The organism is Chitinophaga sp. SYP-B3965 (assembly GCF_009647655.1).
Classification (GTDB): Bacteria; Bacteroidota; Bacteroidia; order Chitinophagales; family Chitinophagaceae; genus Chitinophaga.
Window position 1 is genome coordinate 3,173,518 of record NZ_WJFD01000001.1, and the last position, 16,730, is coordinate 3,190,247.

12 protein-coding genes are annotated in these 16,730 nt (G+C 47.4%); 6 read left to right on the plus strand and 6 right to left on the minus strand.

What is annotated here, in order from left to right:
- Positions 1–120: 120 nt before the first annotated feature.
- Both gcvP and GFS24_RS12545 read left to right on the plus strand, forming a co-directional pair.
- Positions 121–2,997: an aminomethyl-transferring glycine dehydrogenase gene (gene gcvP, locus GFS24_RS12540; RefSeq protein ID WP_153659899.1), complete on the plus strand. Its 2,877-nt coding sequence runs from the start codon at positions 121–123 to the stop codon at positions 2,995–2,997.
- Between the two features lie 327 nt (positions 2,998–3,324).
- The gene (locus tag GFS24_RS12545) at positions 3,325–6,153 is read left to right on the plus strand and encodes an outer membrane beta-barrel protein (protein WP_153659900.1); all 2,829 of its coding nucleotides are present in this window, start codon (positions 3,325–3,327) and stop codon (positions 6,151–6,153) included.
- A gap of 29 nt (positions 6,154–6,182) precedes the next feature.
- On the opposite strand, the gene GFS24_RS12550 is transcribed toward GFS24_RS12545, so the two are convergent.
- The gene (locus GFS24_RS12550; RefSeq protein ID WP_153659901.1) at positions 6,183–6,590 is read right to left on the minus strand and encodes a nucleoside deaminase; all 408 of its coding nucleotides are present in this window, start codon (positions 6,588–6,590) and stop codon (positions 6,183–6,185) included.
- Between the two features lie 48 nt (positions 6,591–6,638).
- Here GFS24_RS12550 and GFS24_RS12555 point away from each other — a divergent pair, with 48 nt between their 5' ends.
- Positions 6,639–8,309 carry a hypothetical protein gene (locus tag GFS24_RS12555; protein WP_153659902.1) on the plus strand — a complete coding sequence of 557 codons (1,671 nt, stop codon included), beginning with the start codon at positions 6,639–6,641 and terminating at the stop codon, positions 8,307–8,309.
- Here GFS24_RS12555 and GFS24_RS12560 read toward each other — a convergent pair.
- A complete protein-coding gene (locus tag GFS24_RS12560) occupies positions 8,306–8,815 on the minus strand; it encodes a DinB family protein (protein ID WP_153659903.1) in 510 nt (169 codons plus the stop codon). The two genes, GFS24_RS12555 and GFS24_RS12560, sit on opposite strands and share 4 nt — an antisense overlap.
- Positions 8,816–8,882: 67 nt before the next feature.
- Between GFS24_RS12560 and GFS24_RS12565 the strand changes: the two genes are divergently transcribed.
- The 3 genes from GFS24_RS12565 to GFS24_RS12575 are packed head-to-tail and all read left to right on the plus strand — an operon-like array spanning position 8,883 to position 12,251.
- Positions 8,883–10,781, plus strand: a complete 1,899-nt coding sequence (locus tag GFS24_RS12565) for a CocE/NonD family hydrolase (protein ID WP_153659904.1) — start codon at positions 8,883–8,885, stop codon at positions 10,779–10,781.
- Between the two features lie 12 nt (positions 10,782–10,793).
- Entirely contained in the window at positions 10,794–11,498 is a 705-nt protein-coding gene (locus GFS24_RS12570) for a membrane or secreted protein (RefSeq protein WP_153659905.1), read from the plus strand.
- 39 nt (positions 11,499–11,537) lie between these two features.
- Positions 11,538–12,251 (plus strand): FKBP-type peptidyl-prolyl cis-trans isomerase, encoded by a 714-nt coding sequence (locus GFS24_RS12575; RefSeq protein ID WP_153659906.1) that lies wholly within the window; start codon positions 11,538–11,540, stop codon positions 12,249–12,251.
- A gap of 44 nt (positions 12,252–12,295) precedes the next feature.
- Here the strand turns inward: GFS24_RS12575 and GFS24_RS12580 are convergent, their stop codons facing one another.
- From GFS24_RS12580 to GFS24_RS12595, 4 genes are read right to left on the minus strand one after another with little or no spacing between them, the layout of a single operon-like run.
- Positions 12,296–13,291 carry a chorismate synthase gene (locus GFS24_RS12580; protein ID WP_153659907.1) on the minus strand — a complete coding sequence of 332 codons (996 nt, stop codon included), beginning with the start codon at positions 13,289–13,291 and terminating at the stop codon, positions 12,296–12,298.
- A 10-nt stretch (positions 13,292–13,301) separates the two neighbouring features.
- Positions 13,302–14,576: a 3-phosphoshikimate 1-carboxyvinyltransferase gene (aroA, locus tag GFS24_RS12585; RefSeq protein WP_153659908.1), complete on the minus strand. Its 1,275-nt coding sequence runs from the start codon at positions 14,574–14,576 to the stop codon at positions 13,302–13,304.
- Positions 14,577–14,587: 11 nt separating this feature from the next.
- Positions 14,588–15,613, minus strand: a complete 1,026-nt coding sequence (gene aroB / locus GFS24_RS12590) for a 3-dehydroquinate synthase (RefSeq protein WP_153659909.1) — start codon at positions 15,611–15,613, stop codon at positions 14,588–14,590.
- Positions 15,614–15,633: 20 nt separating this feature from the next.
- The gene (locus tag GFS24_RS12595; protein WP_153659910.1) at positions 15,634–16,719 is read right to left on the minus strand and encodes a chorismate mutase; all 1,086 of its coding nucleotides are present in this window, start codon (positions 16,717–16,719) and stop codon (positions 15,634–15,636) included.
- Positions 16,720–16,730: the final 11 nt, after the last annotated feature.

Consider the following 16,730-nt stretch of genomic DNA (forward strand, 5'->3'; position numbering starts at 1 on the left):
AATGCAGCATCTATTTAAGGCCTTATATCAGCGCAGCTTCCCCCTATCGCCAGCTGTTTGGCTGTTGCTTAAAAACATCATAGCTTTGCGCATTCTTTTCTTTAAATACCTGCTTACATCATGAATCTTTTGAATACATTCAAGAATGAGTTCATTGGCCGTCACATAGGACCCAATGATGCAGAGACACGTGAAATGCTCGGCAAGATCGGCATCAGTACACTGGACGAATTGATCGACAAAACTGTGCCTGCGGCCATCCGCATGAAAAGCGACCTGGATATCCCGGAAGCGATCAGCGAATTTGCTTACCTGAGCCAGCTGAAAGACATCTCCTTAAAGAATAAGGTATTTAAAAATTATATCGGACAAGGTTATTATGATACCATCACCCCTAGTGTGATCCTGCGGAACGTTTTTGAAAATCCAGGATGGTATACGCAATACACGCCTTACCAGGCAGAGATCTCCCAGGGCCGCCTGGAGAGCCTGCTCAATTTCCAGACCATGGTGAGCGACCTGACTGATCTGCCCATTGCCAATGCTTCCCTGCTGGACGAAGCTACTGCAGCAGCAGAGGCTATGACCATGTTCTTCAACGCACTGAACAAAGATCATGAGCATATCACACGTGGTAAGTTCTTTGTAGACAAACGTGTATTCCCGCAAACAATAGATGTGGTGATCACCCGCGCCACACCATTACAAATAGAAGTGGTGGTAGGCGATTTTGCTACTGCTGAGATCGATGCGGATTACTTCGGCGCCCTGGTACAATACCCGGATGCAGAAGGTACCGTAGCGGATCACCGCCAGTTCATTGAGAAAGCACACGCCGTAGGCGCTTATGTGGCCATGGCTACAGACCTGCTGGCGCTTACCCTCCTCACCCCTCCCGGTGAACTGGGCGCAGATGCAGCAGTAGGCAGCGCACAACGTTTTGGCGTTCCCTTAGGTTTTGGCGGCCCGCACGCTGCTTTCTTTGCTACCAAAGATGAATTCAAACGCGCCATTCCCGGCCGTATCATTGGTGTGAGCATAGATGCACAAAACCAGCGCGCTTTGCGCATGGCGCTGCAAACCCGCGAGCAGCATATCAAACGTGAAAAAGCTACCTCTAATATCTGTACTGCACAAGCACTGCTGGCTAATATGGCTGCTATGTATGCTGTGTATCACGGACCTAAAGGCCTGAAAAATATTGCCCTGAAAGCCACCCTGCTCACCGCCTCCCTGGCGGCGAAACTGCAGGCAGCCGGGCTGAAACTATGCAACGGCAGTCATTTCGATACCATTACTGTAGAAGTAGCAGATGCAACCGCTACCTTAGCCAAAGCACAGGAAGCCGGCATCAATTTCCGCACTATCAACGCCACCCAGGTAGGTATCTCCCTGGATGAAACCACTGATGTAGCAGAAGTGAATGCGATCCTCGCTGTATTCGGTGCAGGAAAAGTAACGGAAGCGGAAGTGGAAAAAGCCACTACCGGTGTTCCGGCCTCCCAGCAACGTACTTCCAGCTACCTGTTACACCCGGTGTTCAACACCCACCACAGTGAAACGGAAATGATGCGTTACATCAAATCTCTCGAGAACAAAGACCTTTCACTGAACACCTCCATGATCTCCCTCGGATCCTGCACTATGAAGCTGAATGCGGCTTCAGAAATGATCCCCCTGAGCTGGAGCCACTGGAGTAAAATGCACCCCTTTGCACCCATCGCACAGGTAGGCGGCTACCAGCAGATCGTGAAAGAACTGAGCGATTATCTCTGCAAGATCACCGCTTTTGATGCCTGCAGCCTGCAACCGAACTCCGGCGCACAAGGCGAATACGCCGGCCTGCTCACCATCAAATTGTACCATGAGAGCCGTGGGGATGCACACAGGAATGTGATCCTGATCCCTATCTCTGCACATGGAACCAACCCTGCCAGCGCAGTGATGGTAGGCTATAAAGTAGTGATCGTAAAAGCACTGGATAACGGATACATTGATGTAGCCGATCTGAAAGCGAAAGCAGAACAACATAAAGATAACCTGGCCGGTGTGATGATCACCTATCCTTCCACCTACGGTGTATATGAAGAAAGCGTGAAAGACATCTGCCAGATCATTCATGACAACGGCGGCCAGGTTTATATGGACGGTGCCAACATGAATGCACAGGTTGGCCTTACCGCTCCCGGCCTTATCGGTGCGGATGTTTGCCACCTGAACCTGCACAAAACATTTGCTATTCCACATGGTGGCGGCGGTCCCGGCATGGGCCCTATCTGCGTGGCTAAACACCTCGCTCCTTTCCTGCCTGGTCACGTAAGCCTCCAGGCTACCGGTAACGGCAGCAAACAGGCGCACGCGGTATCTGCAGCGCCATATGGCTCTGCCAGCATCCTGCTGATCTCCTATGCTTACATCCGGATGCTGGGCCGTACCGGTGTTCGTAAAGCTACTGAGTACGCTATCCTGAACGCCAACTACATGAAGGCCCGGCTGGAAAAAGCATACGATGTATTGTACACCGGTATCAGCGGTACCTGTGCCCATGAGTTCATCGTAGACCTTCGTCCGTTTAAAGCAACGGCTGGTGTGGAAGCAGAAGATGTGGCCAAACGTTTAATGGACTATGGTTTCCACGCTCCTACCATGAGTTTCCCGGTTGTGGGTACCATCATGATCGAGCCTACGGAAAGTGAGGATAAAGCGGAACTGGATCGTTTCTGTGATGCGCTCCTGGCCATCCGTGAAGAGATCCGTGCCGTGGAAGAAGGTAAAACAGATAAAGCCAATAACGTGCTGAAGAACGCACCACATACCCAGGCTGTGATCACGGCGGATGAGTGGGCTTTGCCTTACACCCGTCAGCAGGCAGCTTTCCCGCTGGAATATGTGAAGCTGAATAAGTTCTGGCCTTCTGTTAGCCGGATCAACAATACTTTCGGCGATCGTAACCTGATCTGTACCTGCGAACCGGCCAGCGCCTACGCAGAAGCATAAGATACTGTAAATCAATAGAAAAAGGCTATCTCAAGTACGAGATAGCCTTTTTTGTGCCTTATGCCAAGGTAGGATAACCCGTATATAAGCCGTATATAACCCGTATATAAGTCGTAGATAAGCCGTCCCTTATAGAGACGGCTTATCTACGACTTATCTATAACTTAAGAACGGGTATTTCTGCAGAAGGGTTGCTTTATGGATCGCTTTGAACCTGTCAACTTCCCCCTTCTACCCCCTCTTTTCACCCGTTCATCAATGTTTTAACTATCTCGTTCGTTTTTCTACGAAATGTTCGTACTTTAGTTACCTAATTCAAAACCGCCGATGTTACGCAGTTTACTCGCCTCCATTTTACTCATGTGCAGCCTTTATTCCGTTGCCCAGCAAAAATCAGCGCTACGGGGCACTGTAGCAGACTCTACGAATAAGGAATTACTCGAGATGGCTTCCGTAAGCGTCCAGGACCCAAAGGACAGTAGCCTCATCACCTATACCCTTACGGATAAGAAAGGAGCCTTTGTGCTGAACGGCCTGCCGGAGAACAAAGCAGTGCGCCTGCTGATCTCCTATACCGGTTACCGCACTTATACCCGCATTTTGGATGCGAACAGGCCAACAGACCTGGGCCAGATCTTCCTTCCCCTTGCCGCCAGGGATCTGAACACCGTGGTGATTGAAGGAGATCGCCCTCCTGTAGCGATCCGTGCGGACACTATTGAGTTCAATGCGGCGTCTTTTAAAACACGCCCTAATGCGGTGGTGGAGGACCTCTTAAAGAAACTGCCGGGTGTGGATATTGATGAAGAAGGTGGTATCACGGTGAATGGAAAAAAAGTAAGCCGCATTTTAGTAGATGGACGGGAGTTCTTTGCCAATGATCCCAAACTGGCCACCAAGAACCTGCCCTCCAATATCATTGATAAGGTGCAGGTGATGGACACCAAAACCAAACAGGAAGCAAAAATGGGCATTACGAAAGACGGAGAAGACAGGACCATCAACCTCACGCTGAAAGCGGATAAAAAACGCGGACTCTTTGGCCGTATCTCCGCAGGGTATGGTACAGACGAACGTTTTGAAGCCGGCGGCATGGTGAATTATTTCAATGGCCCGAAACAGATCAGTGTACTGGGTTCTTCCAATAACCTGAATAAAATGGGATTTACGCAGGGCGAAATGATGTCTGTTGCTGAAAGAAAAGGAGGCACTACCGTAATGGTATCAGGTGCTGGCATTGAGGTGAACGGCATTTCCTTCGGCGGTGGTGGTGAAGGCATCCGCACCGCTTCCATGCTGGGTTATAACTATAACGACAAGTGGGGTGATAAGACAGGCATCAACAACAGCTACTTCTTCAACAACACCAATTCCCGCAATTACTCTATCAGCAACCGCCAACGGCTCATTGACAACTACAGGATCGCTGGTATAAAGGATGGTTATGGCCGCAATGCTAACCACCGCATGAACTTTGGGGTTGATATTGAACTGGATTCCATGACGCAGTTAAACATCCGCCCCAGTTTTGATTACTCCAGGCAAAGCATGAATAACAATGGAGATGAAACCACCTGGGATGAAAACAATGCGCTGGTGAATACCAACAAAACAAATAACCGCTCTTTAAGCACCCGTTATAACTTTCAAAACAATATTGACCTTACACGCCAGTTTAAAAAGAAAGGCAGAAGCATCGGCTTAAATTTTTCCAACACTTACAATACACAGGACGGTAATTCGTATGTCAGATCTGACCGCGATTTCTATGAGAATGAACTGGTGGATTCTACTGCCAGTACTAATCAGCGCACCATTTCAGATAATAAGAATGAGAATTACAAGATCCAGCTCTCCTATAACGAACCATTGTCTCCCACCTGGAGAATGACCTTAACTTATGCCTGGAATTATAACCTGAGTAAATCCAACCGCAGAACATACAACTATAATGAAGGCGCAAAGGATTATACGGATCTGGACAGTTTATACACCAACCAGTTCAGAACGCTGAACACCAGCCAGCAACCACAGGTATCATTCAACTATACCAGTAAGGATAAAAAACTGACCGCTAACCTGGGTGGTATGGTATACCTGAACGTGCTGGATAACTATTCTCTTACGGACAATACAACATTGCGGCAATACCAGACCAACCTTGCTCCAAATTCCCGGATCTCTTATCGTTTTAAGAATAACGCCCAGGTGAACTTAGATTATAATGGTTACATGCAGCAACCCAGTCTTGATCAATTGCAGCCAGTATTGGACAATACGAATACACTGAACATCAGGGTGGGAAATCCTGATCTGAAGCCGTCCTTTTCCCAGAACATCCGCCTGGGATATAACATCTTCTCGCCAACAGGGTTCGGTATATTCTCCGGTATTGGTATCTCTCCTGTGCTCAACCGGATCTCTACTGCTACCCGCATACTGAGCGGTGGCGGTCAGGAAACAAAGTCGATCAATGTGGATGGTACTTACAGCCTCAATGCAAATGTTAATGTGAGCATGAATAAAAAGAAGAAGGATTACCAATGGCGCATCAATGGCGGATTCTTTGGTAACGGTTCCAGGAACGTTAACTTCTCTACACTCGGCAATGCAAAAGGAGATACTGTGCTCCGCGCCAATTCAACCATGAACTGGTCTGTATCTCCGATGGTAAATTTCTCTTATTCTTACAAAGAATTGCTGGATGTAACCCTGATGTACCGCCCCAGTTTCAATGCAGTGCAATATTCCGTGACACCGCCGAACAGCCAGAATAGCTATTACATGCACCGCGCAAACATAGGTGCCACGCTTTACTGGCCTTACAACTTCTCCCTGGAGAATGATGTGAACTACACTTTTAACAGCCGTACTTCTCCTGGTTTCCGTAAAGGGGTAGTGTTATGGAACATGGGCCTTGCCTATGATTTCTTCAAGGACAAAAGCTTACAGGTAAAAGTAAGCGCGTATGACCTGTTAAGGCAGAATACGAGTGTAAGACGGATGCAATCTGATTATTATATTGATGATATCCAGACGAATATTGTGGAACAATATTTCATGGTTACGGTATCTTATAATATCAGCAGGTTTGGAGGAAAACCAAAAGGTGGTCCTAACCGGAGATATAATAATGGTGGATTCATGATGTTCTAAATACACTAAAAGCCCCCTCGGGGGCTTTTTTATTTATAGATGATCACTTCAGGAGGAGGGCCCCATTTCTTTATCGTTGTATCTGCAAGTAAAGGGTAAGCAGAGCTGCTGCCGCCGATATCTCCTGTTGTTACTGCCATTACGATCGTGCGGACCCTCGTATGCCGGATCACATAGGAACACATGATGCAGGGCTCGTGTGTAGTATACATCGTACAGGCAGAAAGGTCCTGGCTGTTCAGCTTTTCCGTAGCCTGCCGGATAGCTTCGATCTCTGCGTGATAAGTGATATCACGATGGGTTTTACCACCTTCGATCCCTTCGGCAATGATCACTCCATCCAACACAAGAACGGAACCTACCGGGCTGTCTCCCCGTTGTTTGGCTATTGACGCAAGTTCATTGCATCTCTGCATAAAGACTGCATGTTCATTCATCCGGCTAAATTTCGTGCTGTTCGTAAAAAAGCGTAAATTAACAATAAGATGAAATATTCTTTGTTCTTTATAGCGCTCCCCCTCCTTTTACTGGGCATCTCTCAGTATAATCCACCACTGAAAGATAACATCACAATAGGCTGTGCCCCTCCTCTCCGGGACAACTTTGATACTACCGCGAATGGAAAATTCATTGTGCCACTTTCCGGCTGGGGGCAATATGCTTACCGCATCTCTACCCATAGCGACAGTGCGCAATTTTATTTCAACCAGGGCCTCAACATGTATTACAGCTATCACCTGAAAGAAGCCACTGCTTCCTTTAAAGAGGCTGCCCGTTTGGATCCGCAGTGTGCTATGGCTTACTGGGGGCAGGCATTATCCATGGGGCCTGGTTATAACTTTGCGCATACTTACACCATGCCTAAGAGTGTACCGGCCGTATTACAATTAATGAATCAAAATATTGAACAGGCTACAGATAAAGAAAAACAACTGATAGCCGTGATGAACCGCCGTTATACGGCTGATGCAGTTTCTTCTCCTGCTTATGCGAATGGCATGAAGGAACTCATGGCTTCATATCCGAAAGATCAGGATATAAAAGCGCTCTACATAGATGCGGTGATGCTGATCCATCCCTGGGATTTCTGGTTCAATGACGGCACTCCAAAAGAATGGACGCCAGAAGCAGTAAGTTTATGCGAAGCCCTGTTGAAAGCATCTCCTAAACATCCCGGCGCTTTACATTACTATATCCATCTCACGGAAGCCTCCCGCCATCCGGAAGTGGCACTGCCAAATGCAGCTGCGTTAAAGGAACTTTTGCCGGGTGTGGCGCATATGGTGCATATGTCCAGCCATGAATACGAAAGGAATGGTTTATACGCACTGGGGGTAGAAGCCAATGATAAAGCGGATGATGATCTTGTACACTATGATTCCATTGCAAAGAACCTTTCCCTCAACAAATATTCATCTCATTATTATGGCGTGCAAACATACTGTGCACTCAGCGGGGGCATGTATGAAACCGGCAAACGTACTGCGCAGGATTGCAGAAAAAGTGTATCTCCTTCACATGCATCCACCTATGAACAATACCTGTACATGATGCCTGTGCTTCATCTTGTGCGCCTGGGTAAATGGGAAGAAATATTAAAGGATGATCTGCAGCCGGATGAACAGTGGCCTTATGCTTCTCTCCTGCACAATTTTGCAAAGGGCCTCGCCTTTGTTTATACAGGCCAGACAGATTCCGCACAGCAACAATTACTGCAACTGCAGCAAAAAGCAAAAGACCCTGTATTAGCCACCAGGCGTGTTCCCTTCAATTCCACTTTGCAGGGAGCCGGCATAGCGGAAGGTATTTTGCACGCAGTTATATTATTCTCCCGGCAGGAAAACAATGCAGCCATCAGCAGCCTTACAGATGCCATCAGGATAGAGGACAGTCTCATCTATACAGAACCTAAAGACTGGATGATCCCTGCCCGCCAATTCTTAGGCGCTTATCTTTTAAAACTGGGAAAACCTGCTTTAGCAGAAAAAGTATACAGGGAGGATCTCATATGGAACCCGGGTAATGGATGGTCTTTGTTAGGGTTGTGCCAAAGCCTGGAGGCACAACATAAGAAGGCAAAAACTTACCGTAAAAAATACCAGCAGGCATTTTCTCATGCAGATGAAATGCCGCCAGGGTCTGTTTATCTGAACTAAAAATATCTTTCCTTCAATACATTCTGGTGATGCATAGCATGGCCGACAGTGATAAAACCTAAGCTCCGCACGGTAATATCAACACCACTGGCCTTTCCGGAACGGCTCAGTTCTTCCTCATTCAAAACACGGAAAAAGTGTGCGGAGGAATTGCGTAGCAGGCGGAACTCTTCCAGCATATCTTTCCAGTGAAGGTGATCTACCCGCGCAACTTCCGCATAATCATTCTCTTCGAAGCTGGCAAGCGGCGTACTGTCTTTACGCGCAAAACGAAGCGCCCTGTAAACAAAAATGCGTTCAGCGTCTGTAAGGTGCTGTAATACTTGTTTAACGGTCCATTTTCCGGGGGCATACGCATAGTTCAGTTTAGATTCCGGAATTCCTTCCAGGAACTGCAATGTGGCAGCAGTTTGATTGTCAAATGCTAAGGAGAGCTCATCTTCAGGAACCAGGCTGATGTAGCCGTGATAGTATTTCCCATATTCCTGGGACAATGGTCTGGGCATATAGTGGTGCGTTTAAATTTTAATTGAAGATATCACTTATATTTAAGGTGCGAAAAACTTACCTGCTATGAAACAAGGATCTATCCTGCTAATAACCCTGTTGGCTTATTTCACCAGTGCTGCGCGTGTAAATGAGGATTCCCTCTGGATCAGGAACAACTACGTAAAGAAAGAAATGACCATCTCCATGCGGGATGGCGTGAAATTATTTACAACGGTGTATGTTCCCAAAAACAAAACGGAAAAACATCCCATCCTGATGATGCGTACGCCCTATTCCTGCGCACCTTATGGCGAGCAGTATTTTAATAACTATCACACGCGTTATATCAATCATTATTTCCGTGAAGGTTATTACATCGTATTACAGGATGTACGCGGCCGCTGGATGAGTGAAGGAGAATTTGTGGATGTGCGCCCTTTTAATCCGAATAAAAAAACGAATAAAGATATTGACGAAGCCAGCGATACGTATGACACCATCGACTGGCTGGTGAAGAACCTGGAAAACAATAACGGGAATGTGGGTGTGTTCGGCATTTCTTACCCGGGCTTTTATTCTACCATGGCTGCCCTCAGCGGGCACCCTGCCTTGAAAGCAGTGAGTCCGCAGGCGCCTGTTACAGACTGGTTTGCAGGAGACGACTTCCATCACAATGGTGCTTTTTTCATTAATGATGCATTTGCTTTCTATTCCAGTTTTGGGAAACCAAGACCCAAACCTACTACGGTGGGGCCTACTGAGTATCCCTACCCTACGCAGGATAATTACAAATTTTATCTCGAAGCAGGTTCCTTAACGAACATTGCCCGGTTAATGGGAGATAGTATTAAATTCTGGAAAGACTTATATGCACATCCTGCTTATGATGCATTCTGGAAAGCGCGTAATGTGCGGAACTTTTTAACGGATGTAAAACCTGCCATGCTCATTGTTGGCGGCACCTTTGATGCGGAAGACTGCTTTGGAGCATGGAACACTTATAAAGCTATTGAGGGCCAAAGTAAGAATGCCAATAACCGGCTGGTGATGGGCCCCTGGTATCATGGGCAATGGGCATCCAATGACGGCAGTTATATGGGGAATGTACACTTTGGGAGCAATACCGCCGCCTGGTACCAGGAAAATATTGAGATCCCCTTCTTTGATTTTTACCTGAAAGGGAAAGGTAAAACACCTGATATCAAAGAAGCCACTGTATTCTTTACCGGTGAAAATAACTGGAAGCAATTGCCTGCCTGGCCGCCGGCGGATATGCAAATGACGCCTATTTATCTGCAACCGAAAGGAGGCCTTAGTTTTAGCCTGCCTGCTGTAACTGAAAGTTCAAGCACCTATAGAAGTGATCCTGCTAAACCAGTGCCTTATACTGAAGATGTACATTTCAACAGAACGATCAGCTATATGAACGATGATCAGCGTTTTGCTGCAAGAAGGCCGGATGTACTGGTATTCCAAACCGATACTTTAACAGAAGACCTTACATTAGGTGGCCCCGTTATAGCAGACCTGGTAGTGAGCAGCAGCACAACGGATGCAGACTTTGTAGTAAAGGTGATTGACGTTTTCCCTGATAATTTCAGCTATGGTGAAATGCAGGCTTCCACAGCTCACGCAAGATATGTATCTTCAACCTACCCTATGGGCGGTTACCAGATGCTTGTACGTGGAGAAGTGATGCGCGGCAAATTCCGCAACAGCCTTGAAAACCCGGTCCCTTTTAAAGCAAATGAACCCACTACCGTAAAATTCACTTTACCGGATGTGGCGCACACTTTTCAGAAAGGGCACCGTTTAATGATACAAATACAAAGTTCCTGGTTCCCTTTAGTGGATATGAATCCACAGCAGTTCATGAATATTTATAAGGCGGAAAACAAGGATTTTATTAAATCCGATATCAACGTATACCATAGTAATAAAAGGGCGTCTAAGATTATGTTGCCTGTTATTTCACCACGTTAAAAAATACGCATTATGAAACGACTATCCTCTGCCATATTACTGTTGCTGATAACGCATCTGGCCTTTGCTCAAAATCCTCTAACGGGTGCCTGGCAGTTATTACCTGCCGGTACTGAACCACAAACCATCCGTATCATTGAAGACGGTTATTTTATGCAAACAGCATACGATCATGCCGGCAAACAATTCATCAGTACACTGGGTGGTCAGTTCTCTGCAGATGGAAAAGCCCTGCAGGAAACTATTGAATTTAATACAGCAGATAAAAGCAATGTAGGTATTAAGAACATGGCTTCTTATACACTGGAAAAGGATGTGCTTACTGTTGCCACCAATGGCAAAATGGTTAAATGGAAACGCCTGGATGCCGGCAAGGCTGCCCTGAGCGGCACCTGGCGTATTACCGGCAGGGAGAATAATGGCACCATAGAGCCCATGCGGCCCGGTCCCCGTAAAACATTGAAGATCCTCTCCGGCAACCGCTTCCAATGGGCAGCCATCAATACAGAAACCAAGGAGTTCTTTGGTACCGGCGGTGGCACGTACACCTTTGAGAACGGCAAATACACAGAAACCATCGCCTTCTTTTCCCGGGATAGCAGCCGTGTGGGCATAAGCCTGTCCTTCGACGGTAAAGTAACGGGCAAACAATGGCACCACAGCGGTAAAAGTTCTAAAGGAGATCCTATCAGCGAAATATGGAGCAGGATTGAATAATGTATTATATTGCAGTTCTAAATATACATAACTGGTAATATGATAATAAGAAAATGCCTGTTTATCAGCGCCATGAGCGTACTGGCCCTGCAAACTGCCTACAGTCAGAAAAAGAAACCTGCCGCACCGGTTTCCATTATAAAAACATCGCTGGACTCCGTTAGCTATGCTATTGGTAACGATCTTGCGCAGATGCTGAAAGGCCAGGGGCTGGACAGCCTCAACCTGAAAGTGCTCTTCGCTGCTATCCAGGATCAGTATGCCGGTAAAAAACCGTTGCTTTCTGCAGATGAAGGCACGGCTACCGTAAGTAAGCATATTATGAAGGTAAAAGCAGAAAAAGCAGCTAAGAATAAGGCTGTGGGAGAGAAATTCCTGGCACAGAATAAAACAAAACCCGGGGTGGTAACGCTGCCCAGCGGTTTACAATACCAGGTGATCACTACTGGCACAGGTCCTAAACCTGCCCTCACAGATAAAGTGAAAGTACATTATAACGGTACGCTGATCGACGGCACTCCTTTTGATAGTTCTATTAAACGTGGAGAACCACTGGTAATAGGCCTCACCGGCGTGATCAAGGGTTGGACGGAAGTACTTCAGCTGATGCCTGTAGGCTCTAAGTGGAAAGTATTCATCCCCGCGGACCTTGCTTATGGTGACCGCCAGGCGGGAGCGGACATCAAGCCCGGTAGTACATTGATATTTGATATGGAATTAATGGGTATAGAACCTGCTACACCTGCACCATAATAAAAAAGGGAAGAAGCAAATGCTTCTTCCCTTTTTTTAATTTCTTACTTCACTATCCTCGGCACCCTCATTTCCAGCATCATAAAATCCGCCAGCACCATGGCTGTGATAGCTTCCAGTACCACCGGTACACGAAGTGCAATGCAGAGGTCATGGCGGCCTTTCACGGAAAATGTTTCCACTTCCCCACTGCTGATGTTGAGTGTTTGCTGATCTTTCGGCGTGCTGGAAGTAGGTTTTACTGCTACACGGAACACCAGCTGATTACCATTCGTGATACCACCTACAATACCTCCGGCATTATTGGTAGCAGTTTTACCACTGGCATCAATGATCGGATCGTTGTGTTCCAGGCCTTTCATCTTAGCGGCTGCAAAACCGGCTCCGAATTCAATGCCTTTAATAGCAGGAATAGCAAATGCAGCATGTGCAATATTAGACTCCACAGAATCAAAGAATGGTTCTCCTAATCCTATGGGCAATCCATCTACTGTACATTCCACAATACCCCCTACAGAGTCTTTCGCTGCAATCGCAGCAGCCAGGCCTTCTTCCGCATCGGCAAAACCGCCTACTTCTTTCAAAGTAGCGTTCACCTGTATCTTATCTCCCAGTATCTTTTTCGCGATCACACCGGCTGCTACCAGGTTGAGCGTAAGGCGGCCGCTAAAGTGACCACCACCGCGGTAATCCTCAAAACCACCAAACTTCTGCGTAGCCACAAAGTCCGCATGGCCGGGCCGCGGGAATTCCCGGAGTTTGGCGTAATCCGCACTGCGTGTGTTATTGTTTTCGAATAAAATGGTAATGGGTGCGCCGGTAGTATGATCATTGAACACACCTGATTTCAGGAATGGCAGATCATCTTCTTTCCGGGGGGTAGTGCCCTTTGCTCCTGCCTTACGGCGGCCAAGGTCATACAGGAAATCTTCCTGCTTTAAAGGGATACCGGCGGGGATACCATCGATATTCACGCCCACACTTTCCCCGTGCGATTCGCCAAAAACATTTACCCTGAATATTCTACCAAAACTGTTCATGACGCTTATTTTATACTTTCAATTCCTCTCTTTCCACTATGCCACCCAGTGTTTCCAGGTGCTCATAGAATTCCGGATAGGATTTATTGATCGCTTCCGCGCTTTCGATGGTGATAGCGCCGTCTGCCGTTAATGCAGCTACTGCGCAGGCCATGGCAATACGGTGATCATTATGAGAGAAAACAGTCACATTACCTTTGATGCCGGTACCGCCGTGAATGAGCATCACATCTCCTTCCAGGTCTATCTTAATACCCATCTTGGCAAATTCCTGCTGCAGTGTAAGGCCGCGATCACTTTCTTTATGGGCCAGGCGGCTCACTCCTTTGATCTTTGTGATCCCTTTGCAATTGGCAGCCAGGGCCACCAGCGGCGGGAACAGATCAGGGCAGTCCGTTGCATCCATTTCAAAAGCTTTCAGTTCCTGCTTCACCACGATCATGGTGAACACACCCGGCAATATTTCCGCTCCGGCTTTTTCCAGCGCTTCCATGATAGCCTTATCTGACTGGGCAGACTGGGTATTGAGATGATGCACTTCTGCTTTACCGGCTACGGCCGCAGCCACCAGTAAAAAGGCAGCACCACTCCAGTCACCTTCCACGGTATATTCCTTTGCGCGGTATTCCTGTTTCTTATCAAAGTGAAATACTTCAAAATTCTCCTGGCGCACCTTCACACCAAAGTGTTCCATGATCTGCAGGGTGAGCGCAATGTAGGGCTTGCTTTTCAGGTCTGTAACCGTGATGGCAGCCTTATCTGCCACTGCGCCAAAGGCCATCAGTAAACCGGTGAGGAATTGGGAAGAAAGAGAACCATCTATGGTGATATCCTTTGCTTTCAGCGGGCCTTTGATCTTCAGCGGTAACTTACCGTCCTGACTTTTGATCTCCACACCCAGCTGTGGCAACACTTCTTCAAAGAAATGCATGGGCCTTGTAACAAGGCTGCCATGTCCTTCTATAGTGATAGGTAATTCAGATAATGCAGCGATGGGGGTGAACATACGGATGCCTAAACCGGACTCTCCGCAGTTGATCTCATCATAAAAAGGCTGTACGCCTTTACTGGTGATCTGAATGCCATCATCCAGCCGCTTTACCATTGCTCCCAGGTTCTCTGCTACTTCCAATGCTGCCAGGCAGTCATTGCTTAAACCCGGATTGTGGATCATGGTGGTGCCCTTTGCCAGGAGTGCTGCCGCAACTGCACGTTGCATGGCACTCTTGGATGGATTGGCTGTAACCACACCATTGATAGCAGCAGGTGATATAATGACTTTCATTATTTATGGATCTACAGTTCTTGTAAAATTTGTTTCAGCTCATCTAACAGGATCGGTTGCGTAGTGGCTTTACCGATCTCGTTGAGCAGCACAAAATGAATATGGTCCTTCTCCCTTTTTTTATCCAGTTTGAAGATGTTAAACACTTCCTCTTTATCAGAGGTCATCGTTACCGGTAAACGGTAATCGTTGATCAAACGGATCAGCCGGTTGGTTTGTTCGGATGGCAGCTTGTTTATTTTTTCGGAGATCTTAGCAGCTGCTACCATTCCGATGGCCACCGCTTGTCCGTGTGCTATGTTTTCGATCTTCTCCACGGCATGCCCGAGAGTATGACCAAAATTCAACCAGCGGCGAACACCACTTTCAAACTCATCTTCCAGTACAAACTTCGTTTTGATCTCCACGGAACGTTCCACCAGGAATTGCAATACACTTACATCCTGCGCAAGGGCTTTATCCTTGTTTGCTTCCAGGTAGGAGAACAGCTCTGCATCATAGATACAGGCATACTTGATGATCTCTGCAAACCCGTTGCACCATTCCGTTGCCGGCATGGTTAAGGGTAAGGCATAATCAAAAAGGATGAACTCCGGCTGGCGGATAGTGCCCAGCATGTTCTTATGCATGCCATGGCTTACCCCGTTCTTGCCGCCGATAGACGCATCTACCTGGGCCAGTAATGTAGAAGGTACAAAACCAAAGGGGAGCCCGCGCATGTATATGCTGGCCACAAAGCCCGTCATATCCGTGAGCATACCGCCGCCAATACCTACCAGCATTGTTTTGCGGTCTGCTTCCAGTTCAATCAACCCGTCAATGATCTGTTCCAGCACTTCCATGTTCTTGTGCTCTTCTCCATCCGGTACCACCAGCTTTTTCCAGCCGGGCAGTAAGTCTGCATATTGTTCGTCCACATTCTCATCCAGTAAAAGGATGGTGCGGTCTTTATTCACATAATTGCCGAGGTTCACCAGGCTTTCGCCGAGGTAATACTTCGTTGTTGCATGTTGGAACTGGTGCGATTGCGTTGTCATATGTACTAGAAAAATGGGGCTTAGTCGTTCATCACTTTGTTCTGGCGATTGATAGATTCCAGGTGCACTGCATCAAAGTATTTCAATACGAAATCTTTGGTGAGGCCCAGCTTCTCTCCTGCTCTGATAGCGCGATCCAGGATCTCGTTCCAGCGGTTGGTTTGCAGGATGGTGATGTTGTTATCTTTCTTATACTGGCCAATGTTCTCAGCAATGTTCATACGGCGGCCTAACAGCAACAGGATCTCATCATCGATACCGTTGATCTGGTTACGCAGTTTTTCCAGCGCAGTGTTGAAATCTTTATGATCAGTACGTTCATGTCTCCAGGTAATATTATCCAGCATTTCACCGAATTTCTCAGGTGTGATCTGTTGTTTGGCATCGCTCCATGCGTTGTCCGGATCGATGTGCGTTTCTAACATCAGACCATCATAATCCAGGTCGATCGCTTCCTGTGCAACAGCTTGCAGGATATCGCGGCGGCCGCTGATATGGCTTGGATCGCAGATCATTGGCAATTCAGGAAGACGGCGTTTCAGTTCAATAGCCAGGTGCCACATAGGCGCATTACGGTAGTCCGTATTACCATAGCTGGAGAATCCGCGGTGGATCAAACCTACCTGCTCAATACCTGCTTTCTGGATACGCTCTACAGCACCGAGCCAGAGTTCCAGATCAGGGTTGATAGGGTTCTTCACCAATACAGGCACCTTTACACCTCTCAGTGCATCTGCTACGTCCTGTACGGAGAAAGGATTCACGGTAGTACGGGCACCGATCCACAGAATGTCTACTCCAAAATGCAAGGCATCTTCCACTTGTTTGGCAGTAGCTACTTCTACAGCAACAGGCATACCGGTGAGCTCTTTTGCTTTTTGCAACCAGGGCAAACCTTTAGGTCCGATACCTTCAAAAGAACCGGGGCGGGTACGTGGTTTCCATATACCAGCGCGGAGTACGTCCACTTTACCGGTTTTAGCAAGCGCCAGTGCAGTAGCTAATACCTGCTCCTCCGTTTCTGCTGAGCAGGGGCCTGAGATGATCAGCGGCTTCTTATCTGAAGCCGGATCGGCGAATTTCGTTTTTGCTAAGATCTGTTCCATTTTATTTGTGA

Excerpts from the sequence above, each read along its gene's own strand:
- gcvP (WP_153659899.1), top strand. The coding sequence starts at position 121 with ATGAATCTTTTGAATACATTCAAGAATGAGTTCATTGGCCGTCACATA.
- GFS24_RS12545 (WP_153659900.1), top strand. The coding sequence starts at position 3,325 with ATGTTACGCAGTTTACTCGCCTCCATTTTACTCATGTGCAGCCTTTAT.
- GFS24_RS12550 (WP_153659901.1), bottom strand. The coding sequence starts at position 6,590 with ATGAATGAACATGCAGTCTTTATGCAGAGATGCAATGAACTTGCGTCA.
- GFS24_RS12555 (WP_153659902.1), top strand. The coding sequence starts at position 6,639 with ATGAAATATTCTTTGTTCTTTATAGCGCTCCCCCTCCTTTTACTGGGC.
- GFS24_RS12560 (WP_153659903.1), bottom strand. The coding sequence starts at position 8,815 with ATGCCCAGACCATTGTCCCAGGAATATGGGAAATACTATCACGGCTAC.
- GFS24_RS12565 (WP_153659904.1), top strand. The coding sequence starts at position 8,883 with ATGAAACAAGGATCTATCCTGCTAATAACCCTGTTGGCTTATTTCACC.
- GFS24_RS12570 (WP_153659905.1), top strand. The coding sequence starts at position 10,794 with ATGAAACGACTATCCTCTGCCATATTACTGTTGCTGATAACGCATCTG.
- GFS24_RS12575 (WP_153659906.1), top strand. The coding sequence starts at position 11,538 with ATGATAATAAGAAAATGCCTGTTTATCAGCGCCATGAGCGTACTGGCC.
- GFS24_RS12580 (WP_153659907.1), bottom strand. The coding sequence starts at position 13,291 with ATGAACAGTTTTGGTAGAATATTCAGGGTAAATGTTTTTGGCGAATCG.
- aroA (WP_153659908.1), bottom strand. The coding sequence starts at position 14,576 with ATGAAAGTCATTATATCACCTGCTGCTATCAATGGTGTGGTTACAGCC.
- aroB (WP_153659909.1), bottom strand. The coding sequence starts at position 15,613 with ATGACAACGCAATCGCACCAGTTCCAACATGCAACAACGAAGTATTAC.
- GFS24_RS12595 (WP_153659910.1), bottom strand. The coding sequence starts at position 16,719 with ATGGAACAGATCTTAGCAAAAACGAAATTCGCCGATCCGGCTTCAGAT.